The sequence below is a fragment of the Actinomadura sp. NBRC 104412 genome, from assembly GCF_030269515.1.
Lineage (GTDB): Bacteria > Actinomycetota > Actinomycetes > Streptosporangiales > Streptosporangiaceae > Spirillospora.
Genome location: NZ_BSTM01000018.1, coordinates 23,249 through 48,391 on the forward strand (window position 1 = coordinate 23,249; position 25,143 = coordinate 48,391).

17 protein-coding genes are annotated in these 25,143 nt (G+C 72.2%); 7 read left to right on the forward strand and 10 right to left on the reverse strand.

Annotated features, from left to right (window positions below):
* Nucleotides 1-57: 57 nt before the first annotated feature.
* Entirely contained in the window at nt 58-1,644 is a 1,587-nt protein-coding gene (locus QSK21_RS21925; protein WP_285698488.1) for an AMP-binding protein, read from the forward strand.
* Here QSK21_RS21925 and QSK21_RS21930 read toward each other — a convergent pair.
* The 4 genes from QSK21_RS21930 to QSK21_RS21945 all read right to left on the reverse strand — a co-directional run bounded on the left by QSK21_RS21930 (nt 1,641) and on the right by QSK21_RS21945 (nt 9,683).
* On the reverse strand, nt 1,641-1,946 hold the full coding sequence (locus tag QSK21_RS21930) for a hypothetical protein (protein WP_285698491.1): 306 nt from the start codon (nt 1,944-1,946) through the stop codon (nt 1,641-1,643). The two genes, QSK21_RS21925 and QSK21_RS21930, sit on opposite strands and share 4 nt — an antisense overlap.
* A 54-nt stretch (nt 1,947-2,000) precedes the next feature.
* Nucleotides 2,001-2,801, reverse strand: coding sequence for a class I SAM-dependent methyltransferase (locus tag QSK21_RS21935; protein ID WP_285698493.1), 801 nt, complete (start codon nt 2,799-2,801; stop codon nt 2,001-2,003).
* 169 nt (nt 2,802-2,970) lie between these two features.
* Nucleotides 2,971-6,324 carry an ATP-dependent helicase gene (locus tag QSK21_RS21940; RefSeq protein WP_285698494.1) on the reverse strand — a complete coding sequence of 1,118 codons (3,354 nt, stop codon included), beginning with the start codon at nt 6,322-6,324 and terminating at the stop codon, nt 2,971-2,973.
* A 119-nt stretch (nt 6,325-6,443) separates the two neighbouring features.
* Nucleotides 6,444-9,683, reverse strand: coding sequence for an ATP-dependent helicase (locus tag QSK21_RS21945; RefSeq protein ID WP_285698497.1), 3,240 nt, complete (start codon nt 9,681-9,683; stop codon nt 6,444-6,446).
* A gap of 139 nt (nt 9,684-9,822) precedes the next feature.
* On the opposite strand from QSK21_RS21945, the gene QSK21_RS21950 reads away from it, so the two are divergent.
* The gene (locus QSK21_RS21950) at nt 9,823-10,740 is read left to right on the forward strand and encodes a LysR family transcriptional regulator (RefSeq protein ID WP_285698500.1); all 918 of its coding nucleotides are present in this window, start codon (nt 9,823-9,825) and stop codon (nt 10,738-10,740) included.
* Nucleotides 10,741-10,754: 14 nt separating this feature from the next.
* Here the strand turns inward: QSK21_RS21950 and QSK21_RS21955 are convergent, their stop codons facing one another.
* Nucleotides 10,755-12,464, reverse strand: coding sequence for a thiamine pyrophosphate-requiring protein (locus tag QSK21_RS21955; protein ID WP_285698503.1), 1,710 nt, complete (start codon nt 12,462-12,464; stop codon nt 10,755-10,757).
* Nucleotides 12,465-12,674: 210 nt separating this feature from the next.
* Here QSK21_RS21955 and QSK21_RS21960 point away from each other — a divergent pair, with 210 nt between their 5' ends.
* Both QSK21_RS21960 and QSK21_RS21965 read left to right on the forward strand, forming a co-directional pair.
* Nucleotides 12,675-13,862, forward strand: a complete 1,188-nt coding sequence (locus QSK21_RS21960) for an LLM class flavin-dependent oxidoreductase (protein WP_285698506.1) — start codon at nt 12,675-12,677, stop codon at nt 13,860-13,862.
* Nucleotides 13,863-13,881: 19 nt separating this feature from the next.
* The gene (locus QSK21_RS21965) at nt 13,882-15,156 is read left to right on the forward strand and encodes an MFS transporter (RefSeq protein ID WP_285698510.1); all 1,275 of its coding nucleotides are present in this window, start codon (nt 13,882-13,884) and stop codon (nt 15,154-15,156) included.
* 30 nt (nt 15,157-15,186) lie between these two features.
* Here QSK21_RS21965 and QSK21_RS21970 read toward each other — a convergent pair whose 3' ends face one another.
* From QSK21_RS21970 to QSK21_RS21980, 3 genes are read right to left on the reverse strand one after another with little or no spacing between them, the layout of a single operon-like run.
* Entirely contained in the window at nt 15,187-15,492 is a 306-nt protein-coding gene (locus tag QSK21_RS21970) for an MGMT family protein (protein ID WP_285698512.1), read from the reverse strand.
* 59 nt (nt 15,493-15,551) lie between these two features.
* The gene (locus tag QSK21_RS21975) at nt 15,552-17,006 is read right to left on the reverse strand and encodes a S8 family serine peptidase (protein ID WP_285698515.1); all 1,455 of its coding nucleotides are present in this window, start codon (nt 17,004-17,006) and stop codon (nt 15,552-15,554) included.
* Nucleotides 17,007-17,849 carry a hypothetical protein gene (locus QSK21_RS21980; protein ID WP_285698518.1) on the reverse strand — a complete coding sequence of 281 codons (843 nt, stop codon included), beginning with the start codon at nt 17,847-17,849 and terminating at the stop codon, nt 17,007-17,009.
* A 339-nt stretch (nt 17,850-18,188) separates the two neighbouring features.
* On the opposite strand from QSK21_RS21980, the gene moeZ reads away from it, so the two are divergent.
* Nucleotides 18,189-19,370, forward strand: a complete 1,182-nt coding sequence (gene moeZ, locus QSK21_RS21985; RefSeq protein ID WP_285698521.1) for an adenylyltransferase/sulfurtransferase MoeZ — start codon at nt 18,189-18,191, stop codon at nt 19,368-19,370.
* A gap of 286 nt (nt 19,371-19,656) precedes the next feature.
* The gene (locus QSK21_RS21990) at nt 19,657-20,511 is read left to right on the forward strand and encodes a carcinine hydrolase/isopenicillin-N N-acyltransferase family protein (protein ID WP_285698523.1); all 855 of its coding nucleotides are present in this window, start codon (nt 19,657-19,659) and stop codon (nt 20,509-20,511) included.
* Between the two features lie 7 nt (nt 20,512-20,518).
* Here the strand turns inward: QSK21_RS21990 and QSK21_RS21995 are convergent, their stop codons facing one another.
* Nucleotides 20,519-21,364, reverse strand: coding sequence for a TetR/AcrR family transcriptional regulator (locus tag QSK21_RS21995; protein WP_285698525.1), 846 nt, complete (start codon nt 21,362-21,364; stop codon nt 20,519-20,521).
* A gap of 182 nt (nt 21,365-21,546) precedes the next feature.
* Between QSK21_RS21995 and QSK21_RS22000 the strand changes: the two genes are divergently transcribed.
* Entirely contained in the window at nt 21,547-23,931 is a 2,385-nt protein-coding gene (locus QSK21_RS22000; protein ID WP_285698526.1) for an MMPL family transporter, read from the forward strand.
* Between the two features lie 275 nt (nt 23,932-24,206).
* Here QSK21_RS22000 and ku read toward each other — a convergent pair whose 3' ends face one another.
* Nucleotides 24,207-25,046 (reverse strand): non-homologous end joining protein Ku, encoded by an 840-nt coding sequence (gene ku, locus QSK21_RS22005; RefSeq protein WP_285698527.1) that lies wholly within the window; start codon nt 25,044-25,046, stop codon nt 24,207-24,209.
* Between the last annotated feature and the right edge of the window lie 97 nt (nt 25,047-25,143).

The window sequence follows — 25,143 nt, forward strand, 5'->3', positions numbered from 1 at the left end:
CGCACCGCGAGCATCGGGTACCTCCAGGCCGGATGGTCGAACGGAGGAGAGGGTGCCGTGCCGTTGCTCGATCGCGTCCGTACGGTGGTCGGCCTGGGGCGTCGCGCCGCCACGGCCGTGCGGGACGTGGGTGCGCTGCATCCCGTCCGCCCCGACCGGGCCGTGCGGCTGCCGTTCGTGTACCGGCGGTTCGGACCGGTGCCCGCGACGGTCGGGGCGATGGCGGCGCTGCGCTTCCCGAACCGGACCGCCCTCATCGACGAACGCGGCACGCTGACGTACGCGGAACTGGAACGACGCGCCGCGGGCCTGGCCACCGCCCTGCGCACCCGGGTGACCGAGGACGGCACGGTCGGCGTGCTGTGCCGCAACCATCGAAGGTTCGTCGAGGCGGTGCTGGCCGCGTCCCGGCTCGGCAACGACGTGGTGCTGCTCAACACCGACTTCTCGGGGCCGCAGCTCGGGCGCGTCGCCGAGCGCGAGAGGCCGGCGCTGCTGATCCACGACGCGGAGTTCGACGCGGTCGTGGACGAGGCGTCCTTCGCCGGGCGCCGCGTCCACGCCTGGCGGGACGGGTCCGGCCCGCACGAGACGCTGGACGAACTGGCCGAGACCCCACCGGAGACGCCGCGGCCGGCGAGGCACAGCAGAGTGATCCTCATGACGTCCGGGACGACGGGGACGCCCAAGGGCGCCCGGCACGACCTCTCGATCGGGGCGATCCTGCCCGTCGCGCTCAGCCACACGATGCGCGTGCCCGTACGGTCCGGGGCGCCGATGGTGATCGGGCCGCCGCTGTTCCATGTGCTCGGGTTCGCCTACCTGACGGCGGGACTCGCCCTGGGCACGCCGCTGGTGCTGTTCCGCCGGTTCGATGCGAAGCGGGTCCTGGAGGCGATCGAGGGATTACGGGCCGAGACGCTGATCGCGGTGCCGGTGATGCTTCAGCGCCTCCTGGACGCCCTGGACGGGCCGCGTCCCGCGTCGCTGCGCGTCGTGGTGTGCGGCGGGTCCGCGCTGCACCCGCACCTGTGCGAGGCGTTCATGGACGCGTTCGGCGACGTGATCCACAACGTGTACGGAGCCACCGAGACCGGGTGGGCGACCATCGCCACGCCCCGCGACCTGCGCGAACGACCCGGCACCGTGGGGCGGCCCTCGCTGGGGGTCCGGATCGGGATCCTGGACGAGCGCGGCGAGGAGGTGCCGACCGGTGAGATCGGCGAGATCTACACCGGGGGCGGGCTGCGCTTCGCCGGGTACACCGGTGGCGGCGCGAGACCGGTCCGGGACGGCCTGGTCGGCACCGGCGACCTCGGGCATGTCGACGAGCGGGGCCGGCTGTTCGTCGACGGCCGCGCCGACGACATGATCGTGTCGGGCGGCGAGAACGTGTTCCCCGGCGAGGTCGAGGACCTGCTGGGCGCGCATCCCGACGTCGCGGAGGTGTCGGTCGGCGGCGTCGAGGACGAGCGGTTCGGGCAGCGGCTGGCCGCGTACGTCGTCCGGGCGCCGGGCGCGACCGTCACGGAGGACGACCTCAAGGACCACGTCCGCTCGCACCTGGCCCGCTACAAGGTGCCGCGCGACGTCCATTTCGTGGACACGCTCCCCCGCACCAGCACCGGCAAGGTGAAGCGCTAGGCGACGCGCCCCTTGGCGGCGGAGCAGATGCGGGCCAGGTCGTTGAGGGCGTCGACACGGCGCTCGTCCAGCGGGCGGTCATCGCCCGGGGCGGCCTCCGCGAGCGTGTCGATGACCAGCGAGAACACCGGCCATTCCGCGGGCGAGATGGCCCCGCGGAAGTCGATCTCGCCGCTCTCCACGTCCTCGAGGTCGAGGTTGCGGGCGAACGTCGCCAGCGCCGCCTCCGCCGCGACGACACCGATCCGCATCGCCAGGGCGGCGGGCTCGCGCCTCCCGATGGCACGCACCGTTGAACTCATGTTCGACACCATAGAACACATGAGCGACGCGTTCGCCGAGGTCCGCGAAGCTTCTCAGGACGCGCAGGCGTGGATGAAGGCGTAGGTCTGGGTGAAGTGCAGTTCTCCGTCCCGCAGGCTCGGGCGCATGCCGGTGGCGGGGCCGCCGTCCAGCTCCTTCTGGAGTTCCGTGCGGATCTGCGCGGCGGCCTCCGGGCCGGTCCGCGCCAGCTCCAGCCACGGCTCCAGCGGGCGGACGTAGTCGAACCGGTCGGCCCGCCGCACCTCCGCGTCCGCCGACTCCAGCAGGGCGCCGATCCCGTCCTCGGTGAGCATCGTGTTGTGCGAGGGGTCGCGCAGCCGTTCGATCCGGTCCGGGTCCGTGCCCCCCGCGTCGGCGGGCCGCACCAGGTCCGCGACGATGATCGCCGCGCCCGGACGGCCGACCCGGGCCATCTCGGCGACGACCGCGGCGGGATCGGCCACCTGGTGCAGAGAGAACCGGGTCACGACCAGTGTGAACGATCGGTCGGGATAGGGCAGGGCCGTCGCGTCGCCGCGGGTGAAGGTGATGTTGGTGATGCCCTCCCGGTCGGCCTCGCCCTTGCCCTGCGCCAGCATCGCGGGCGTCAGGTCCAGCGCCGTCACATGGCGGACCCGCCGTGCGATCGCCCGCGACACCAGGGCGGTGCCCGCGGCGACCTCCAGCACGACGTCCTCCAGGTCGAGCTCCGGTTCCATGAAGTCCACCAGCCGCCCGAGATGCCGCGTGAGCGCCACGTTCAGCCGCGGATCACCGAACCCCTCGGCCTGCTTGGAGAACTCCCGCACCACCTTGTCATCGTGAGCCACCGCGTCGTCGTGAGCCACCGCCACGCTCTACCTCCGCTCGCCTCCAGGGACGCCCTCCGGCGCCGCCTACCTGCCCCCCGTTCGACCTGCCTCGCTCGATCGCCCTTCCGCTCGCGAGATGTTGCGCGCATCATCCCCGATGGCACCCAGCGTGACCAGAGTCAGGTATGTCCCTTTCGCCGAGCGGTGGCGATCACGCGGTCGGGATCGCGTCGAGCAGGGCCGCCAGACCGTCGGCGTCCAGGAGGTCGGCGGGGCGGACGGTGAGGTTCGCGCGGACGTAGTGGAAGGCGGCGCTGACCCGGTCGAGCGGGACGCCCGCCAGCTCGGCCCAGGCCAGCCGGTACGCGGCGAGCTGGACGGCGGCGAAGCGCGCGTCGTCGCCGGACGGCGGGCGGCCGGTCTTCCAGTCGACCACCTCGTACCCGTGCCCGTCGACCGTGCGGAACACCGCGTCCATCCGGCCCCGGACGAGGCGGTCGCCGATGACGGTCTCGAACGGGACCTCGATGTCGACGGGTTCGCGCGCCGCCCATTCGGACGCCTCGAAGCTCTCCCGCAGCGCGTCCAGTTCGGCGTCCTCCCCGGCGCCCTCGTCGGCCGCGCCGGGCAGCTCGTCGGGGTCGAGCAGCCGCTGCTGCCCCCAGCGCCCCTCCAGCCAGGCGTGGAACGCCGTGCCGCGCCGCGCGTACGGGGCGGGCGGGCGCGGCATCGGGCGGCGGATCCGCCGGGCCAGCTCGGCGGGGTCGCGGGCGAGCGACACCAGCGACGACACCGACAGGTGCGGGGGCAGCTCGACCAGCGTCCCGTCGCCGCCGCGGCCGCGGTCGCGCTCGGCCAGCAGCAGCTCCACGTCCCGCGCCCAGGCGGTCATGCGGCGCCGGTCGGCGTCGCTCAGCCCGGCGTTCCCGGCCCAGGGACGGGTACGGCCGAGCATCGCGTCCTCGACCATCCGGGCGGCCTCGACGACCGCCTCGTACCGCCGCCGTGACGCGCGGTCGCCCACGGCGCCCGGCTCCGGCGGCCAGGCGGACGTGTCGGGTTCGGCGAGCAGCGGGTTGGACTCGCCCTCCTCCGGTGGATCCGCCCAGGCCGGCACCGTCCCGGCACCCGCCAGGCACGCCCGCCGGATCTCCTCGAGGAACGGGGACGGGCCCAGCGGGCGCCCCGAGGCCCCCCACCAGTACCCCGTGGCGATGAGCAGGCTGGACGCCCGCGTCACGGCGACATAGGCCAGGCGCCGCTCCTCCCTCAGGTCGCGTTCGGAGCAGGCGGCGTCGAACGCGGCGAGGTCGTCCTTCTCCAGGCCGCGCAGCGCGGGCAGGTCGGCGCGGTCGCCGCGCAGCATGAACGGCAGGACGCGCGGGTTGGCGGTCCAGCGGGTGGCGTTCTGCGGCGGCGAGGGGAAGATCGACCCCTTGGCCGGGGCGCCGTTCTTCCGCGCGCTGGAGGACAGGCCCGGCACGATGACGACCGGCCACTCCAGCCCCTTGGACGCGTGCACGGTGAGCAGCTTGACGCTGTCGGTCTCGCCGACCCGCCCGGCCTCCAGCCCGAACTCCTCGCTCTCGGCCGCCTTCAGGTACGCCAGGAAGGCTCCCAGCGTCGGGTCCTCGGCGTCCCCGGCGAAGGTGGACGCGGCGTCGATGAACGCGTCCAGGTCGGCGCGCGCGGTGACCGGGTCGAGGCCGGTGCGGGCGGCGACCTCGATGTCGAGACCGAGCGCCCGTTCCACCTCGTTCACCAGGTCGGGCAGCGGCAGCCCGACCTGGCCGCGCAGATGCCGCAGCTCGTCGCGCAGCCGCCGCAGCCGGGCGTAGCCCTCCGGGGAGTACGCGACCGGCGGGCCGAGGTCGTCGAGCGCGTCGACGAGGCTGCCGGTCTCCTGGTTCAGCTCGCCGACGAGCTGCCGGAGCGGATCGTCCTCCGCCGGGGCGGCCTCCTCCTCGGCCGGTTCCACGCCTTCGGGAGGCGTGAGGTCGCGGGCGGCCTCCTGCGCGAGGGCGCGGGCGCGGCGGCCGAGCGCGACCAGGTCGCGGGGGCCGAGCCGCCAGCGCGGCCCGGTCAGCAGCCGGGCGAGGGACGCGCCCGCCGTCGGGTCGTGCATCACGCGGAGCGTGGCGACCACGTCCTGCACCTCGGGGACGGTCAGCAGCCCGCCGAGCCCGACCACCTCCACCGGCACGCCGACGTCCTCCAGGGCGCGCCGCAGCACCGGGAACTGGGAGCGTTTGCGGGCCAGGATCGCGATGTCGGAGAACCGCAACGGCTCGGGTCCCGGCCACTCGCCGCCGTCCGGGGCGACGAACGGATCGGGGGCCATGAGCGCCACGACGCGGGCCGCGATCCGCCGCGCCTCCTCCTCGATGGTCTCGAACAGCGCGCACTCGACCCGTCCGCGTCCCTCGCGTCCGGCGCCCGGGACGAGACGCGGCACGGCGGCGGTGTCCGCCCGCAGCTCCTCCTGGATCGTGGCCGCCGCGTCCAGGATGTGCTCGCCGTTGCGGAAGCTGCGGCTGAGCTGCACCACCGGCGCCGGTTCCGGACGCCGCCCGGCTACGGGCGCGCTCAGCGGGAAGTCGTACGCGAACCGCAGCAGGTTGCCCGCGCTCGCGCCGCGCCAGCCGTAGATGGACTGGCAGGGGTCGCCCACCGCCGTCACCGGATGGCCCCCGGAGAACAGCGATTTGAGCAGGACGAGCTGCGCGTGGCTGGTGTCCTGGTACTCGTCCAGGAGCACCACCGAGAACCGTGACCGCTCGATGACGCCGACCTCGGGGTGTTTGTAGGCGATGCGCGCGGCGAGCGCCATCTGGTCGCCGTGGTCCATGACCTCGCGGTCGGCCTTGGCGCGCCGGTACGCCTCGACCAGCGGCATGAGCTGCTCGCGCACCGCGTGCTTGGCCAGGATGTCCTTCTGCGGCTTCAGCGGCCTGCGCAGCGCGGCGAACCGCTCGTCCAGCCAGGCCCCGACCTTGCGGACGTCGTCGGCGGTGCGCAGGTGCTCCGACAGGTCCCCGGACAGCTCCATCACCGCCTTGGTGACCGTGTCGGGCTGCCATTCGATCTTGTCCATGGGCCCGTCGTAGGCGTCCACCGCGCGGGAGCAGATCTGCCACGCCACCGCCGGGGAGATCAGCCGCGTGGTCGGCTCCAGCGCCTCGCGCAGCGCGTGGTCGCCGAACAGCCGCGCCGCGTACGAGTGGTACGTCGACACCACCGGCTCGCCGTCGAACAGCGACTCGCCGCCGAGCCGCGCCAGCTCGTCGGCGGGCAGCACCTCCCGCAGCCTGTCCAGGCGCCTGCGCACACGGGTGCCCAGCTCGGCCGCGGCCTTGCGGGTGAAGGTGAGCCCGAGGACACGTTCGGGCCGCACGAACCCGTTGGCGACCAGCCACACCACCCGCGCCGCCATCGTCTCGCTCTTGCCCGAGCCCGCGCCCGCGATGACGGCCATCGGCGCCATCGGCGCCTCGATGACCCGGGCCTGCTCGTCGGTCGGCTCGGGAATCTCCAGCAGCCGGGCCAGCTCCGCCGGAGTGATCACCCGCTCTCCCCCCTCACGCCGCGACGACTTACGAGGGTCTCATGCCGCGCCGACGCGTTCCCAGCCGCTCCCAGCCGCTTCCGGCCGTTCCCGGCTCGTCACAGCGGACTTCCGATGGCTTACGGGCCGACCTGGCCGCCCTCCTCGTGCACCGGGCAGCAGGACCGGACCGGGCAGGTGCGGCACTTGTCGTTGGCGCGGGCCTGGAACACGTCCCCGGCCATGCCCGTCGCGACGAGCTCGACGAGCTTCTTCGGCCACTCGGGGTCGGGGTCCTCCCCCGGCGGCGGCTGCTCCTGCTCGCGCGCCTTCGCGGTGAACGACGCCTTGCCGACCTGGACGAGCTTGGCGCCGCCCGGCTCGATCAGCCCGTGCCGCTCGAACGCGCCGAGCATCACCGCGTACTGGTACACCCCGAGCTGCGGATGCCGGGCCAGGTCCTCCTTCGGGACGGCGGTGGACCCGGTCTTGATGTCGATGATGACCGCGCGGCCGTCCTCGTCCCGCTCGGCCCGGTCGATCCGGCCCTTGATGACGATCCGGCCCAGGTCGACCTTGAACGACTCCTCCAGCGCGACGACCTCGTTGGGGTTGTCGCGGTGCCAGTCCAGGAACTTGTCGACCATCTCGGCGGCCTGCCGCCGCTGCTTGTCGGAATACCAGGAACTGCGGAACTCCAGGTCGTTCCAGATGTCGTCGAGCCGCCGCGCCAGGTCGACCTCGGTGACGCCGTCGTCGGCGCCCGCCAGCTCCGCGACCGCGTGGATCACCTTGCCCATGGTGCTGAACTCGTCCGGCCCGCCCTCCCGCGCGCCCACCGCCGAGGCCAGCAGCCACCGCAGACCGCAGGTGGTGAACGTCTCCACCTGGGACGGGGAGACGGTGATCCGCTCGTCCTCCTCGAACGCTGGCCCGGGGTCGGACAGCGCGGTGATGGCGTACCAGTTCTCGGGACGGGCGCCGCGCACCCCCGCCCGCGCGAGCCGCGCCAGGTGACCGGCGGCGGCGCGCCGCAGCGGTTCGGGACGGGACGGGTCGCCCGCCACCGAGCGCAGGTCGGCGACCAGCGCGGGCAGCGACAGCCAGCGGGTCCTCTCGTCCAACTGGGAGCGTTCGATCGCGCCGGGCAGCAGCTCGTTCAGGAACCGGGACGGGCGTTCCTCCGCGTCGTCGCCGCCGACCGCCGTGACCACCAGCCGGTGCCGCGCCCGGGTGACCGCGACGTAGAAGAGCCGCCGTTCCTCGTCCATCATCTTCGCGGCCATCGACGCGCCCGCCGCGGCGGCCGTCCCGCCGCCGTCCCGTCCACCGCCGCGCGTCAGCGCGTAGTCGCCCGCCTCGCGTTCCAGCTCGCTGCCCGCCGCCAGCTCGATGAGCTCCTCGATGCCCAGCAGCGACCCGCGCAGCCGCAGATCGGGCCAGACGCCCTCCTGGACGCCCGCGACCACCACGACGTCCCATTCCAGGCCCTTGGAGCGGTGCGCGGTCAGGATCCGCACCGCCTCGCCCTGCGGCGCCTGCTCGGCGAGGGTGTCACCGGCGATCTCCTGCGCGGCGATGTTGTCGACGAACAGCTCGGGTCCCGCCTGCGGCACCCGGTCGACGAAGCGCGCGGCGTGCTCGAACAGCGCGACCACCGCGTCCAGGTCGCGGTCGGCCGCGGCGCCGCGCGTCCCGCCCTTGACGCTCTGCTCCAGCAGCTTGTCGGCCAGGCCGCTCTCGCGCCACACCGCCCACAGGACGTCCTCGGCGGTGCCGCCCTGGCTCGTGGTGTCGCGGGCCAGCTTGACCAGCGCCGCGATCCGCTCGGCGGGCGCCCGCACCTTCTCGTGGACGGGGATCAGCTCGCGCGGGTCCTCGATCGCCGCGACCAGCAGCTCGTTCAGCGGACGGCGCCCTCCCGACAGGTCCTCGAGGTCGCGCAGCGCGCGCTTCAGCCGCCGCATGCCCAGCGCGTCCGCGCCGCCCAGCGGACCGGTCATCAGGTCCTCGGCGACGACCTCGTCCAGGAACCCCTTCTTCAGCGCGGCGCGCAGCAGGATCAGGATGGGCCGCACCGCGGGCTCGGCGATCAGCGGCACCTCGTCCCCCGCCACGACCACCGGCACGCCCGCCTGCGCGAGCGCGCGCCGCAGCGCGGGGACCTGCCGGACCGCGCTGCGCACCAGCACCGCCATCCGCGACCACGGCACCCCGTCCAGCAGGTGGGCGCGGCGCAGCTCGTCGGCCACCAGCGCCGACTCCTGGCTCTCGGAGTCCGCGATGACCGCCCGCACCTCGTCGCCCACGCCGTCGCTCTCGGGACGTTCGATGGGACGCAGGGCGCGGTGCTCGGCCGACGCCACGCCGGCGGGCAGCCGCCGCGCGATCCGCCGGGACGCGCCGAGGATCTCCGGGCCCATGCGGCGGCAGTCACGCAGCGCCACCACCGGCGCGGGGTCGCCGTGGATCGTCCGGAAGCGCTGCGGGAACTCCAGGATCCCGCGCACGTCCGCGCCGCGGAACCCGTAGATGGACTGGTCGGGGTCGCCCACGACCACCAGGTCGCGCCCGTCCCCCGCGAGGCGCCGCAGCAGCGCCTCCTGGGCGGGGTCGGTGTCCTGGTACTCGTCGACGAACACCACGTCGTAGGCGCCACGCTCGCGGTCGAGGACGTCCTCGTCCTCCCCCAGCAGCCACGTCGCGGTGTGGATCAGCTCGGTGTAGTCGTAGGTCTGCACGGGGTCCACCGCGAACCGCGCCGTGTACCGGTCCATGAACCGGCCGATGGCCGTCCAGTCGTCCCGACCGCGGGCGCGGCCCGCCGCCACCAGGTCTTCGGGCAGGAACCCGCGTTCGGAGGCGCGCAGGATGAAGTCACGCAGCTCTTCGGCGAACCCGCGCGTCCCCAGAGCGGCCCGCAGGTGTTCGGGCCAGTCGCGCGCCCCGTCGGCGAGCTCGCCTTCGAGCAACCGGCGTACCTCCAGCAGTTGCTCGGGGCCGGACAGCAGGCGCGGCGGGTCCTCCCCGTTCATCACCGCGCTGCGGCGCAGCAGCGCGTACGCGTAGCTGTGGAAGGTCAGGGCCAGCGGCGTGCGCGTCGTGCGGCGCAGCCTCCCGGTGATCCTCTCCCTGAGCTCGCCCGCCGCCTTCCGGCTGAAGGTGAGGACCAGCACCCGCTCGGGATCGGTACCGCGGTTCTCGATGCGGTCGACGACGGCCTCCACGATGGTGGTCGTCTTGCCCGTCCCCGGCCCGGCCAGCACCAGCATCGGCCCGCCCGCATGCTCGACCACCCGCCGCTGCCGCTCGTCGAGCACCGGCGGGACGGCCCGCGCGGGACCCGCGCGGCGCACGAGACGGTAGGAGGCTTGTGGCACAACAGTTCATTGCAGCAGATCACCGAGGCTTCTCTGACCACATCGGCCGCATGTCGCGGATGAGACCGTCGGCACGTGCGGGTTTCCGGCCTGCGGTTGCGGCGTTGGCGGACCCCGGTCCGCGGAGCACAATCGGCGCGTGGAACTGAGGCATCTCAGGTACTTCGTCGCGGTCGCCGAGGAACTGCACTTCGGGCGGGCCGCGGAGCGGCTGCACGTCGTCCAGCCCGCCCTGAGCAAGCAGATCTCGGCGCTGGAGAAGGAACTGGGCGTCCTGTTGCTGGAACGCACCAAGCGCCGGGTGCGGCTCACCGACGCGGGCATCGCCTTCCTCGCCGACGCCCTGGACGTGCTCGCCCGCGCCGAACGGGCGGCCGGACGGGCACGGGCGATGGGCCGCGGCGAGGGCGGCGAGCTGGTGATCGGGTTCATCCCTCCGGCGCTCAACAGCGTCCTGCCCCCGGCCCTGCGTGCGTACCGGGAGAAATACCCCGACGTGCGGCTGGTGGTACGCGAGCTCACCAACCGCGCCGCCATCGACGGCGTGCTGACCGGGAAGCTGCACATCGCCTTCGCCCGGATACCGTTCGAGTCCGGCGATCTGCGGCACGAGACCGTGTACGAGGAGCCGGTGGTCGCCGCGATCCCGGCCGAGCACCCGCTGGCGTCGCTCCCCGAGGTGCCGCTGACCGCGCTGAAGGACGAGCCGCTGGTGATGATCCCCCGCTCGCAGGAGCCCGAGCTGCACGACTACTACGTGACGCTGTGCCGCGAGGCCGGGTTCGACCCGCGCGTCGAGCATGGCGTGACCACCACGCTGGTGGCCGTCGGGCTGGCGGCCTCCGGCGTGGGGATCGCGTTCGTGCCCGCGTCCACACGGGTCATGGCCCGCGCGGGCGTCGTCTACCGTCCGCTGCGCGACCCGGAGCCGCGGTTCAGGCTCGCCGCGGCCTGGCGCGGCGACCCCGGGCCGCTGCTGGACGGCTTCCTGCGCACCCGTCCCTGGCACGCGGAACAGGCACCCGGCCTGGGCGAGGGCGGGCCGGGCGCCTGTTGAGGCCGGGCCGGAGGTCAGCCTCCCGACGGGAGACGGGCGTCGATGACGGCGCAGCGCCCGTCCGCCTGGGCCTCCAGGGCGCGGCCGAGCGCGGCGGGCAGGTCGTCGGGACGTTCCACGACCTCGCCGTGACCGTCGAACGCCTCGGCGAGCCGCGCGTAGTCCGGCGCGGGCGACAGCACGGTCTCGGGGAAGTCGCGGCCCTCGACCGCGCTGCCGCCCGGGAACAGTGCCTGCACCGGCAGCCGGGACGCCCGGTACTCCTGGTTGTTCAGGATCACCGAGACGAACGGCGCGCCCGCGTTCCGCGCGGTCCACAGCGCCGCCGTCGGCACGCCGAAGTTGAACGACCCGTCCCCCGTGATCGTCACCACGGGCGCGTCGGGACGTCCCAGCTTGACGCCGAGCGCGCCGGCCACGCCCCAGCCGAGCGCCGGCGACCCCGTCTCGAAGTGCTGCCCGGGTTCCCGGACGATCTGCCGGGCCACCGCGGGCTTGTTGGTGACGGCCTCCTCCAGCACGACCGCCTCCGGCGGCAGCGCCTTGTTCAGCGCGTGCAGCATCGCGTCGGCTGCCGCGTGGGGTTCGGAGGAGCCGCCGAGCGCCTCCCACGCCAGGTGCAGCTCGGCCATCGCCGCGGCGGCCTCCTCGCGGCGGGACGCCCAGCGGGCTTCACGTTCGGGTGTGGCCAGGCCGCGCAGTTCCTCCGCCAGCAGAGGAAGCGCGAGCGCGGTGTCGGCGTTGAGGGCGACGTCCACCGGATAGGTCCAGGTGGGCATCGTGGCCTTCACGCAGTCGATGTCGATCTGCACGATGGCCGCGTCAGCGGGCGGGCCTTCGAGCGCGGGCACCCAGGGCACCTCGGTGTCGAGCAGGAGGACGGCGTCGGCCGTGCGCAGCGGCGTGGTGTCCGCGCCCGCGTACAGCCGGTGCCGCGGCGGGAAGTTGAGCCGGTGCTTCTGGTCGATGACCGGCGCGCCCAGCAGCTCGGCCACCGTGACGAGCGCGCCGACGGCGGCCGGGTCGGCCCCGGTCCGTGCGGTCACGATGACCGGGCGGCGCGCGTCCGCCAGGATCGCCGCGAGGTCGGCCAGGCCGGAGGGGTCGGGCGCGGCGGGACGCGGCGTCAGCAGGCGGGCCGCCGGTGCCCGCGAACCCGGCTCCATCAGCGCCTCGCGGGGCAACGTCACGTACGCGGGGCCGGTGGGGGTGGAACGTGCCACCTGGTAGGCGCGGCGCACGATCGTGCCGAGCTCACGGCCGCGCGGCACCTCCATCGTCCACTTGACGAACCCGCGCATCACGCCCTGCTGGTCCGGCTGCTCCTGCGGCCAGTGGATGAAGGTGTCCCGGTGGCCGGGCACGTCAGGGGACGTGCTGTACGGCGTGCGGCCGGCGAACACCACCACGGGCAGGCGGTTGCGCTGGGCGTTGTGGATCGCGCCCCCGAGGTTCAGCGTCCCGGCGTCGACGTGCACCATCACGGCCTGCGGCTCTCCGGTGGCGAAGTAGTGCCCCATAGCGGCCGACAGCGCGATGAACTCATGCGTGCACAGGATCGAGCGGGGGTGCGGGGTGCCCGCCACGCGCGCCGCGGCGAGGGCCTCCTGGACGGGCGCGGTGTCCGTCCCCGGGTTGATGAACAGATGGGTGACGCCCTCATCGGCCAGGGTCGCGACCAGCTCCGATGCGGCGGGGGGTGCCGTCTCACTCTCATGGATCATGTGCCTTTCATAGCGCGGCGGGGACCCCGTGCCCAGGGAGGCGCCACTGATGACTTTGAGTCATCAGTGATGCACGAACAATTATTTGTCGCCATGAATGGCCGGGGTTACCGTGATCGTGAACTAGTTGAAATATCAGCGGACCACGCTTTCCACCCCCCTTCGCTCCCTTCCTCCGAATCCAGGGAAACGTCGGCCGAATGGAGCTTCATGGAAGTCGTCGTCTTCGATCTCATGCCCTACGCCGCCCGCGTCGACCACCTGGTCGAGAACGGCGAACTGCCCTGGCCGCTGGAACGGCGGCACTTCGACCCCGACACCGCGGTCCGCACCTACGCCGACCATCTGCGCGCATGGGAACTGCTCGACGAACTGGGATATGACGGTGTCGGCTTCAACGAGCACCACACCTCTCCCTACGGCCTGATGAATTCGCCGAACCTGCTCGCCGCCGCCGCGTCCCAGCGCACCCGGCGGCTGCGGCTGCACATTTACGCCAACCTGCTGCCGCTGCACGAGCCGCTGCGCGTCGCCGAGGAACTGGCCATGCTCGACTGCATGTCCGGCGGCCGGGTCGTGGCCGGGTTCGCCCGCGGCATCCCGCGCGAGCACACCGTCTACGGCGTGCCGATGGCCGAGTCGCGGGCGCGCTTCGAGGAGGCGTACGAGATCGTGCGCGCCCTGTGGACCGACGAGGTGACCACCTACAAGGGCCGGTTCTGGTCCTACAGCGACGTGGCGATCTGGCCCCGTCCCGTCCAGCAGCCGCACCCGCCGACCTGGGTGCCGGTCACCAGCAGCAAGGAGACCATCGAATGGGCGGGCCGCAACAACGTCGCCATCACACCCGGCCTGGGGCATCCCGGGCTGCGTGACGACGTCCTGCGCTACTACGCGTCCTGCCTGCGCGAGGCCGGGCACACGCTGACACCCGACCACGTGCACCTGAACGTCGACGCGTACGTCGCCGACGACAAGGCCCAGGCCGTACGGGAGGCCGGGCCGCACCTGCTCTACTTCAACCGCACGCTGTTCAGCCACGGCAACGAGACCGAGGTCGGCGCGCAACGCAAGACCGGGTATGTCAGCGCGAGCTCGCTCGACTACGTCCGGCCGGAGAACCTGCCGGCCGCGCGCCGCGCCAAGTCCGACTATCGCGACCAGACCATGGCCGACATCGAACGCGAGGCCGCGAACTGGGCGTGGGGGTCGCCCGACGAGGTTCGCGACCGCATCCTCGACCAGGCACGGCAGGCAGGCGCCGGCAAGGTCCTGGTCAACCTGAACCGCGGGTCGATGCCGGGCGAGATGTTCCAGGAGCAGATCCGCCGGTTCGCGCGTGACGTGCTCCCCGCCCTGCACGAGTACGAGCCCGCGATCCCCGAATCGCTGCGATGAGCCGAGGCGGAGGTCCGCCATGCCCGCAATGCCAGTCGCGCCCGCTGCCCGCGGGCCGATCATCCCGCGTCCCTGGCTGGTGCTCGGCCTGCTGACCGCCTTCTGGGGGCTGGTCGGGCTGAACCGGCTGGGAATCTCCTACCTGTTCCCCGTGATCATCCCGGAGTTCGGGCTGACCTACACCCAGGCCAGCCTGCTCATCTCGGGCACCTCGTTGGCCTGGGCGTTCTCGAGCTGGCTCGCCGGCTGGCTGTCGGACCGGCACGGGCGGCGAGCCGTGCTGATCCCCGGCGCCACGCTGGCCTGCGTCTCCACGGCGGCCATGGGCGGCACGTGGAACTTCTGGTCGATGTTCGTGGTCCGCGAGTTCGTCGGTCTCGGCGACGGCGTCGGGTGGCCGAACGCGCAGGCCGTCCTGGCCGCGGAGTTCCCCGCCAAGCGGCGCGCGCTCGTGCAGTCGATCTTCACCGCCGGGTACCCGCTGTTCGGCAGCGTCCTGGGCGCGGTCATCATCACCCGGATGGCCGACGCGTTCGGCTGGCGTCCGGTGTGGCCGATCATCGGCGGGGTGTTCCTGCTGGTCGTCCTCGGCCTGTACGTCGTCATGCGGGAACCGGCGCGGCCGGCCGGCAAGGAGGAGAAGCCCGGCCTGCTGGAGGCCCTGAAGGTCGTGCGGAACCGCCGGGTGGTCGCGCTCATGATCGTGCAGAGCGGCGCGCTGGGCTGGCTCCAGGTCTCGGTGGCCTTCAACGCGGTGTTCCTCACCGACGCGCGCGGGCTGAGCCTGGTGGACGCGGGCTCGGTGCTCGCGGTCTTCGGGCTCGCCACCCTGACGGGCACGCTGGTGCTGCCGACCGTCTCCGACTACATCGGGCGGCGCACCATGCTGGTCGGGGCGGGGCTGGCCAGCGGCGTGTTCCTCACCTTCTACGTGCTGGGCGGGTTCGGCGTCGTCATGTCCGCCGCGCTGCTCGCGGCCAGCGGGTTCTTCCAGGGCGTGCTGGTCCCGCTGGGCTCGGCGACCTGCGTGGTCGAGCAGGTGCCGGCGCGGATCCAGGCCACCGCCATGGGCGCGGTCAACTTCGCCGGCGTGATCATCGGAACCACGCTGCTGCCGATCATCGGCGGGCAGCTCGGCGACCGTCTCGGGCTGACCGCGCCGATGCTGCTGGCCGCGGGGGCCGTGGCCGTCGCCGGGCTGGCCGCGATGTCGGTCCAGGAGACGGCACCGCGCCTCGTGGCCCGGCGCAAGGCGGCCATGCCCGAGGGGGCGGCGGACGGCCTCAAGGCGTGAGCGCGCGCGGCGCGCTCACCGCCGGGGTGGTCAGCGGCCGTCCCAGCGGGCGCGGCGCATGTCCACGCGGCGGCCGTCCGGACGCAGGGGCGTGCCCTCGGCCCGGTACTCCTTCAAGGCGCTGACCTCGTGCCCCTGAGGAGGACTGCCGTCCGCGCGGATCACCCGCCACCACGGCACCCCTCCCCCGTACAGGGACATCACACGGCCCACCTGGCGTGGCCCGCCGCTGCCCACCATCTCCGCCACGTCGCCGTACGCCAGGACGCGGCCGGGCGGGATCCGCTCCACGGTGTCCAGCACGGCTTCGGCATAGTCGTCAGGATCCGCTCGCACCCGCCGATTCTGGCCCACCGGCGGTAGGCGTCGCCACCACAGGCGGACGCACCCGCCGTTCAGCGCGGAGAGTCCGGCCACTTCCACTCCGGGGCGGGGTCCCCGTCGTCGGGCTCCGGAGGTTGCAGCCGTGGCCGGCCGACCGGAGCGCCCGCGCCGGGCGAGCCCGGTTCGGGGGCCGTCCAGTAGTCCCGCCGGGCGGGCGGATACGTGGCACCCGCCATCGCGAAACCGCCGCCACCGGCCGGTCCGGCGAGGCCCATGGCCGCGAGGTCCGGCCGCTGGTTGCGCGGATGACGGCGGGCCAGGGTGATCGCGATGGCGACGGCGGCCAGCGCCCCGACGACGCCCATGCCGACGACGACGATGATGACGACCGTCACCCAGGCGGGCCTGGGAACGACCTCGACCGGGCCCTGCTCAGCGGCGCCGAAGCGCTGCCCGGCGGGCTTGCCCGCGGCGCCGGGACGCGGCTTGGTCAGCGCGTCGGCGGCGGTGAGGGCGCGGGCGGCGTTGACCTCCCCGAAGCCGACATCGGGGCTGTAGGTGCCGCTGGGCCCGTACCGGGTCCCGGCGATGATGGCCTGGGCGACCAGCGTCGGCGGCAGCTTCGGATGCCTGGACCTGATCAGCGCGGCGATGCCCGAGACCAGGGCGGTGGAGTCGCTCGTCCCGTCGGTCAGGAAGTACTCGCCGCCGGGCGCCGCCACCGGGAGCCCGGAACCGGGCGCGGCGACCAGCACCGAATAGTTGCGGTTGGAGAACGGCGCGCGGGCATGGTCCTCGCCGGTGGCCGCCACGGCGATCACACCGGGATAGGAGGCCGGGTACATGTAGGGGGCGAAACCGTCGTCGTCGAGCAGCCCGCGCTTCGTGCCATCGTTGCCTGCCGCGGACACGACCACGACGCCCTTGGAGATGGCGTAGGCGACGGCCGCCCGGTCGTCCGGGTTCTCCTCGTTCCGGCCGAGCGAGAGGTTGATGACGTCGGCGCCGCGGTCGACCGCGTACCGGATGCCGCGCGCCACCGCGCCCTGCGCCCGCTCGGAGGCGCGGAACGCCGGGAACGAGGCGTCCTCGCGCTCGGCGATGGCGCGGATCGCCAGGATCCTCGCCTCCGGCGCGACGCCCATGACCCCGTCCCGGCGTCCCGGCCCGTGCCCGTGCCCGGCGATCAGCGAGGCCATCCCGGTGCCGTGCAGCCGCGCCGGCCGGGTGCCCGCGTCGACGGACCTCAGCATGTTGGGCCCGGTGGTGACCGAGCCGGTCAGGTCGGCGTGGCTCGCGTCCACGCCCGAGTCCACCACCGCGACGGTCACCCCGGCGCCCCGGGTGACGCGCCACGCGGACTGCACGTCCAGCGTGGTCATCATGGCGCGCTGCCGGTCACGGACCTCGTCGGCGGCGGCCGCGGGAACCGGTCCGGCGGGGACGAGAACGGTCGCGCACCCGCCCGCCAGCACGGCCAGGGCCGCCACAACGGCCCGGCGGGCACCACCCCCGAACGAACCCATTCAGCACCGCCATTCTCGGCTGGAGCAGTCCGGCACGGCCCTCGCGGACAGTGGCCGGACGACCGCGTCGGCAAGCTGGGCCGCGAACGCGTACGGGTTCCCCGGGAGCCTCTTGGTGATCGCGGCCGCCGGACGGCCGTCGCTGTGGCCGGCGGTCGTCAGCATGACGTACGGGCCGCCGCGGTCGCTGGTTCGGTCCTGGCGGGCCGCGTCCAGGAACCGGGCCGACGCCGTACCGGGGAACGAGACGGCGCGCAGCGCGGGGCGCACGCCGCTCGACCGGTCCGCCGCAGGATTCTTGGGCAGTTCCCGGTACGCGCGGTCGGCTTTCCATGCGTCGGGGAACGCGGCCACGCCCACCGTCACGACGATCCCCTGCAACTGGTCCGCGTACGTGGCGCGCAGCACCGCGCGGCAGCCGTGCCGGCTCAGCACCGAGGCGATCTCGGGGTCCACGGTGTTCTGGCAGTTGCCCTCGGCGGCGATGCCGAGCCGGGACGCGTACTCGGTCTTGTCCCTGCGGACCGTGTAGGGCAGCCGCTCGGGGAAGATCCGTCCCGCGGGCCAGACCTGCCAGCGCCGCGCCACCTCCGCGTTCGCGGCGCGTTCCAGCTCGGCGGTGGTCGGTTCACGGGTCAGCGTCGTCCACGCGGCGACACCCGCCACGGCGCACACCATCGCGTAGCAGCATCCCAATACGATCGCCACGACCATCCACTGCCGCGCACGCAACCCGAGGACGGTCGCCGGGTTACCCCCATAGAAGGCAGAAGCGCCTTGTATGGGCACCCCCTGCACCGTGCCGGGCATCGGCCCCTGCGGCACGTAATGAGGCCCCGTCATGGACGGACGGGCACCGGGCAGGGGAGCGGCCCCAGGCCGACCGCCGGGCGGCTCAGCCGCCGGAGGGCCGGGCGCGCCTGGGGGGTGTGAAGGGGGCAGGAACGCCACAAGCGCCAAGATTAGCTGTCAATCGCCCCGTTCCGCCCTTGCGTCAGGGTGATCAGTCAGGATCCCGGTCCCGCACACCGCCTCGCGCAAAGCCGGGCCATACCCTTTGACGTGCGCCTTCCACCACACGGGCGTTCGGGGAATGCGCAAAGGCATGGCAAGGTTGTGCCGTGGTGGGACGTTACAGTCCCCGCCCCGTCACAGCCCAGCGTCAGCACAGGAGCACCCACAGTGTCGTTGCCACCTCTGGTAGAGCCCGCCGCGGAGCTCACCCGCGATGAGGTCAACCGTTACTCACGACATCTGATCATTCCCGACGTCGGGATGGCCGGTCAGAAGCGGCTCAAGAACTCCAAGGTCCTGGTGGTCGGCGCCGGCGGCCTCGGCTCCCCGGCGCTGATGTACCTGGCCGCGGCGGGCATCGGCACGCTCGGCATCATCGACTTCGACGTGGTGGACGAGTCCAACCTGCAGCGACAAGTCATCCACCGGCAGTCGTCGCTGGGCCGGCCCAAGGTCGAGTCGGCCGCCGCCACCGTCCGTGAGATCAACCCGCTGATCGACGTGATCGAGCACAACACCGCGCTCGACCGCGACAACATCATGGAGATCTTCTCCGGGTACGACCTGATCCTGGACGGCACCGACAACTTCGCCACCCGCTACATGGTCAACGACGCGGCGGTGCTGCTCGGCAAGCCGTACGTGTGGGGCTCGATCTACCGCTTCGACGGCCAGGCATCCGTCTTCTGGGCCGAGCACGGCCCCTGCTACCGCTGCCTCTACCCCGAGCCGCCGCCGCCCGGCATGGTGCCGTCCTGCGCGGAGGGCGGGGTCCTCGGCGTCCTGTGCGCGTCGATCGGCTCCATCCAGGTGAACGAGGCCATCAAGCTCCTCGCGGGCATCGGCGAGCCGCTGGTCGGCCGCCTGATGATCTACGACGCGCTGGAGATGACCTACCGCCAGGTCAAGGTCCGCAAGGACCCCGAGTGCCCGCTGTGCGGCAAGAACCCGACGCAGACCGAGCTGCTGGAGGACTACGAGGCGTTCTGCGGCGCGGTGTCGGACGAGGCCGCCGAGGCCGTCAAGGACTCCACCATCTCCGCCACCGAGCTGAAGGCCATGCAGGACCGCGGCGACGACATCTTCCTGGTGGACGTCCGCGAGCCCAACGAGTACGAGATCGTCTCCATCCCGGGCGCCACGCTGATCCCCAAGGGCGAGTTCCTGGACGGCAGCGCCCTGGAGCGCCTCCCGCAGGACAAGAAGATCGTCCTGCACTGCAAGTCGGGCGCCCGCAGCGCCGAGGCGCTGGCCGTGGTCAAGAACGCCGGCTTCTCCGACGCCGTCCACGTAGGCGGCGGCGTCCTGGCCTGGGTCAAGCAAGTGGACCCAAGCCTCCCCTCGTACTGACCCCGTACTAACCCGTACTGACCCCGAGCCGGCCCCGAGCCGGCCCCGAGCCGGCCCCGAGCCGGCCCCGAAGAGCCCCGGCCTCCAGGCCGGGGCTCTGGCCGTCCAGGGCGAACGGTGATACAGAACAAGCGTGAGCCTCTCCGCGCCGCGGCCCCGACCAGCACATCTAGGGCTTGCGTTCATCCTCCCCGTCGCCCTGGCCGCGACCTTCCTGTGGTGGCAGCCCTCCCGATCGTCCGACGGGTTCACAGCGGACGAGGAACGCTCCCTCGCGACACTGCGCGTGATCGACGCGAAGCTGCCCCTCCTGGCCATGACGAACCACGGCCCGTACGACGCGACCCGGCCCGTCGCCAAGGCACACGTCGGCCGCTCGTTCGCGTGCTCCCTCTTCGTCGCCACCCGAGGCCCACGCGGCCCGCTCTTCGGCCGCAACTTCGACTGGGCCCCGAACGCGGCGATGCTGGTCACCAACCGCCCACCCCGCGGCCCCACGTCGGTCTCCCTCGTCGACCTCTCGTACGTGGCCGTGACTCCCCAAGAGGCCATGCGCGCTCGGAACGACCCGGCCGTCCAACGCAAGCTCCTACAAGCCGTGAAGCTGCCCTTCGACGGCCTGAACGAGCACGGCCTCGCCATAGGCTTCGCCCAAGTCCCGGCCGCCCAGCCTCCACGCGTACCGAACCGCCCCACAGTCGGCAGCGCCCGCATCCAACGCCTGGTCCTCGACCAGGCCCGCACGGTGGACCAGGCCATCGCCATCTTCGGCCGCTACAACGTCGAGTTCCCCCCGGACGAGCCGGCGCTGCACTACCTCCTCGCCGACGCGACCGGCCAGGCCGCGGCCATCGAGTTCGTCAACGGCCGCATGCACGTGATCCGCGACGCCCCGCACGCCATCACCAACTTCGTCCTGACCGGCACCACCGACCGCAAGGACCTCCGCTACCGCACCATCGCCAGCAAGCAAACCAACAAGGGCAGCCTCAACCCAACCCAGGCGATGGACCTCCTCTCCGAAGTAGCCCAACGCCACACCCGCTGGTCAGCCGTCTACGAACTGACCCAAGGCACCCTCCACCTGACCCTCGACCGCGACTACAGCAAACGCCACACCTTCCACCTCAAACCAAGCTGAGAACCGTTCAGCGGTGATCCGGCTCTTCGTTGTCGGTGGGGGGCTTGGGCCAGTGTTTGGCGTGGCCGTTGCCGCTGCGGCCTCGGCCGGCGGCCTTGGCGGGGTCGCCGGGTGGGGGTGTGTACTTGAGGCCGAGCTGGGGTGCCATGTCGGCGAGCATCAGCTCGAACATGGGCTCCGGGTCGTCCAGGGCGAACTCCAGGTGGCCGAAGATCTCCAGGCTGACGGCGCCTTGGAGCCTCACCCAGGACTGGAGGAAGGTCTGGATCACGCCCAGCGGGAGTTCCGCGCCGCCCTCCAGGGTGAGGTCGCGGTAGCGGCGGAGCTGGCCGCGCAGGCGCGGTTCGATCTCATCGTCGGAGGGAACCGGGAAGGGCGCCTTCTGCCAGAGTTCGAGGAACAGGGAGAGGAAGGTCCAGCCGAACTTCTGGGCGCTCTCCTCCGCGACGTCGATCTGCTTGCGGTTGGTCAGGCCGGGCAGCGGGGAGCCGAACAGGAGCCCGTACTCGCGCCGGTGCGCGAACGCCCACCGGCGGAAACTGCGGGCGACCGCCAGGAGCCGTCCGCTGAGGTCTCCGTCGGGGACGGCGCGCAGCCCCTCCTCCAGGGCCGCGGTGAGATCGTTGAAGATGTCGCCGACCACGTGCCGCAGCAGTTCGGCATGGCTGCCGAAGTAGCGGTAGAGCCCGGGCGCGGTCATGCCCATCTCGCGGGCGATCGCGCGCAGCGTCACCGCCTCGGGTCCCTGGTCGACCAGAATGCGCCGGGCCGTCTCGGTGATCTCCTGGACGGTCGCCGCGCGCAGCCGGTCGCGCCGTGACTCCCCCAAGCCGCCCACAGTCACCTCCGCCATGTCGCCTCTATGCCTGCATGTCCACCGATGTCCGGTTCAGGTCCGGAACCGCGGACCAGACTTGCATGTTCTCTCACTAACGCCGTTGACGGAAGCTTACGCCGTATGCGAAGTTAACACTATTCGCGAGTAAACGTTGTTCACTTCCGTGACGACGTGGAGCGAGGACGCGGGTGAGGCCCATGTTCGCAGCCTGGGGCCGGTTGACCTACCGGTGGCGCCGCACCATTCTCGCGGCGGCGCTGACCGCCGTCTTCACCGTCGGGGTGTGGGGTACGGGCGTGTTCGGCGCGCTCACCGCGTCCGGCGGCTTCGACACTCCGGGCAGCGGCAGCGACCTCGCCGAACGGGTCGCCGCGTCCGAACTCGGCCGCGACGACGCCGACGTCGTGGTGCTCTACCGCTCGACCGACGGGCGGACGGTGGACGACCCCGGATACCGGCGGGCCGTCCTGGGATCGCTCGACTCCCTGCCCGGCCACCTGATCACCTCCAGCGCCACCTACTGGGACACCGGCTCACCCCAGATGGTGGGCCGGGACCGGACGATCACGTACGCGGTGCTCCGCCTGGCCGGGGACGAGGCGGCACGGCAGAAAGCCTACGAGGAGATCCGCGACGACCTGCATGACGTGGGCGGCGGCGTGACCGCGTCCGTCGGCGGCGCGCTGGTCACGCAGACCACCATCAACGAGCAGGTGTCCTCCGACATCGGCAAGGCCGAGGGCATGGCGTTCCCGGTGCTGCTGGTGCTGCTTCTGGTGATCTTCGGCGGGGCGGTGGCGGCGAGCCTGCCCCTCATGGTCGGCGGCCTGGCGATCCTCGGCTCGTTCGTCGCGCTGCACGCGCTCACCTACGTCACGGACGTGTCGATCTTCGCGATCAACATCACCACGTTCCTGGGGCTCGCCCTGGCCATCGACTACGGGCTGTTCATCGTCGGCCGCTTCCGTGAGGAGCTGCGCCGGACGTCCTCGGCCGGGCGGCAGGTCCCGGCGAACAGCATGGCCACCAACGGGTACGGGCAGTTCATCCCGCCTGTGAAGGTGCAGTTCAACTTCTCTGTGAACGGGAACGGGAACGGTCACCCTAACGGGAACGGGCACTCCAACGGGAACGGGCACTCCAACGGGAACGGGAACGGGCGTGTCGCCAAGGGCGTGCCGGACGTCGAACGGGCGCTGGCCGCGACCATGGCCACCGCCGGCCGCACAGTGGCGATCTCCGGGATCACCGTCGCGGTGTCGCTGGCCGGGCTGCTGCTGTTCGACCAGACCTTCCTCCTCTCCATGGGGTACGGCGGCATCGCGACCGTCTTCGTCTGCATGCTCGGCGCGCTCACCGTCCTGCCCGCACTGCTCGCCGTGCTCGGCACCAAGGTCGACGCCCTCCCCGTACGGCGGCGCAAGAAGCAGGCGAAGGGGTCCGACGAGCCGGGACGCTGGTGGCTGCGGCTCGGGCACAGCGTCATGCGCCGTCCCGTCGTGTACGCCGTAGCGACCATGGCGCTGCTGCTGGCGCTCGGCGCCCCCTTCCTCCGCATCAACTGGGGCGGATTCGACGCCGAAGTGCTGCCCGAAGGCGCGGAGCCCCGGGTCGTCGCCGAAACGATGGAGACCCAGTTCCCGCGCAACATCACCAGCCCGATCGTCGCCGTCGTCCACGGCACCGACGACCAGGCGGCCATCCAGGCGTACAAGACGCGGCTGTCCACGGTCCCCGGCATCACCAGCGCGGCGATCACCGGTCAGGAGGGCAGGACCACCAGGATCGCGCTGCTGTACGACGCCGACCCCAACTCCGACGCCGCCCGCGACCTCGTCGGCAAGGTCCGCGACGTGCAGGCGCCCGCAGGCGCGCAGGTGTACGTGGGCGGCGTCACCGCGATCGTCGTCGACCAGCTCGAAAGCATGGGCTCGCACCTGCCATGGCTCGCACTGACCGTCGGCGTCGCCACGTTCGTGCTGCTCTTCCTCGCCTTCGGCTCACTGGTGCTGCCCGTCAAGGCGATCGTGATGAACCTGCTGTCCCTCTCGGCCACCTTCGGCGCCGTCGTGGTGATCTTCCAGGACGGGCTGCTGTCCGGGGCGCTGGACTTCACCGCGACCGGATCCATCGCCCCCGCCATGCCGATCCTGATGCTCGCCATGCTGTTCGGGATCTCCATGGACTACGAGGTCTTCCTGCTGTCCCGCATCCGCGAACGCTACGAGGCCACCGGCGACACCACCCTCGCGGTCGCCGGCGGGCTACGCCGCAGCGGCACGGTCATCACCAGCGCCGCGCTGCTGTTCGTCGTGGTCATCGGCGCGTTCGCCACCTCCGGGATCACCTTCATCAAGATGGTCGGCATCGGCATGGTCATCGCGATCGTGGTGGACGCCACGATCGTCCGCGCCCTGCTCGTCCCCGCCACGATGCGGCTTCTCGGCCCGGCGTGCTGGTGGGCGCCCGGCCCTCTCGCCCGCATCCACCGCCGGTACGGAATCAGCGAAACGCCACCACCCGTCCGCGAACGCGCCAACGAAACCGCGGACGAACGCACGCTGGAACCCGCCGGCACCTAGACCTGCCACGGGGAGAACGGGGCGGGAGAAACGGCCCCGGCGGTTGGACCAGGCCGCCGGGGTCGCGTCATTGTGGGGGGGCGACCCCCCACACCCCCCGATGCGGGGCCAGCGATCCCCGCCGCTCGCCTTGACGGCTCGCGGCGGTGACCGCTGACCCCGGTAGGGGCTCCGCCCCTACGACCCCGGCAGGGGGCTCCGCCCCCTGCACCCCCTTGGGGCTTCGCCCCTTGCCCCCTGGGGGCTTCGCCCCTTGCCCCCGTTGGGGCCTCTTACTAGGCGGATTTGCGGCTGCGGGACTTGGTGCCGGTCTTCTTCTTGGAAGCGGGTTTCTTCTCGCCGCGTTCCTTCTTGGCGGCTTCGACGCTGGCGCGTAGGGCGGAGAGGAGGTCCGCGGCCGGTTCCTCCTCGGGGGCGGCTTCGGGGCGGGTGACCTCGCGGCCCTCGATCTTGGCGTCGATCACGTGCTGTAGTGCCTCGCGGTAGGCGTCCTTGTACTCGGAGGGGTCGAAGTCGCCCTGCATGCTCTCGATCAGTGAGGTGGCCATGCTGAGCTCCTGCTTGCGGATCTCGATGTCCTCCTCGAGGAAGGGGAAGTCGGGGGTGCGCACCTCGTCCGGCCAGAGCATCGTCTCCAGGACGAAGACGCCCTCGCGGACGCGCAGGGTCGCCAGGGACTCGCGCTGGCGCAGCGCCACCTTCACGATGGCCACCTGGTCAGAGCGTTCCAGGGCGTCCCTCAGCAGTACGTACGGCTTGGCTCCCTGGGCGTCGGGTTCCAGGTAGTAGGACTTGGCGAAGTAGATCGGGTCGACCTCGGACTCCTCGACGAACTGCAGGACGTCGATCCGCCGGCTGGTGGACAGCGGGAGGTCGGCGAAGTCCTCGTCGGTCAGCACCACCATCTCGCCGTTGGGCAGCTCGTAGCCCTTGGCGATGTCGGAGTAGGGGACCTCCTCGCCGTCCAGGGTGCAGACCCGCTTGTACCTGATGCGGCCGCCGTCCTCGCGGTGTACCTGGTGGAAGGACACGTCCCGCTGCTCGGTCGCCGAGTAGACCTTCACCGGTATCGTGACCAGCCCGAAGGAGATCGCACCCTTCCAGATACTGCGCATGATCCGTCCTTACCCCGACGCCTTGTTTCCTTAGCCTCGCAAGCGGGTTCGATTTACGCCAGAACGCGCTCTTGATCCTTTTTTCCCTGGAGTGAGG

Coding starts and splice junctions, on each gene's coding strand:
- QSK21_RS21930 (WP_285698491.1), bottom strand. CDS start 1,946: ATGAGTTCAACGGTGCGTGCCATCGGGAGGCGCGAGCCCGCCGCCCTG.
- QSK21_RS21955 (WP_285698503.1), bottom strand. CDS start 12,464: ATGATCCATGAGAGTGAGACGGCACCCCCCGCCGCATCGGAGCTGGTC.
- QSK21_RS21960 (WP_285698506.1), top strand. CDS start 12,675: ATGGAAGTCGTCGTCTTCGATCTCATGCCCTACGCCGCCCGCGTCGAC.
- QSK21_RS21965 (WP_285698510.1), top strand. CDS start 13,882: ATGCCCGCAATGCCAGTCGCGCCCGCTGCCCGCGGGCCGATCATCCCG.
- QSK21_RS21975 (WP_285698515.1), bottom strand. CDS start 17,006: ATGGGTTCGTTCGGGGGTGGTGCCCGCCGGGCCGTTGTGGCGGCCCTG.
- QSK21_RS21980 (WP_285698518.1), bottom strand. CDS start 17,849: ATGACGGGGCCTCATTACGTGCCGCAGGGGCCGATGCCCGGCACGGTG.
- QSK21_RS21995 (WP_285698525.1), bottom strand. CDS start 21,364: ATGGCGGAGGTGACTGTGGGCGGCTTGGGGGAGTCACGGCGCGACCGG.
- QSK21_RS22000 (WP_285698526.1), top strand. CDS start 21,547: ATGTTCGCAGCCTGGGGCCGGTTGACCTACCGGTGGCGCCGCACCATT.
- ku (WP_285698527.1), bottom strand. CDS start 25,046: ATGCGCAGTATCTGGAAGGGTGCGATCTCCTTCGGGCTGGTCACGATA.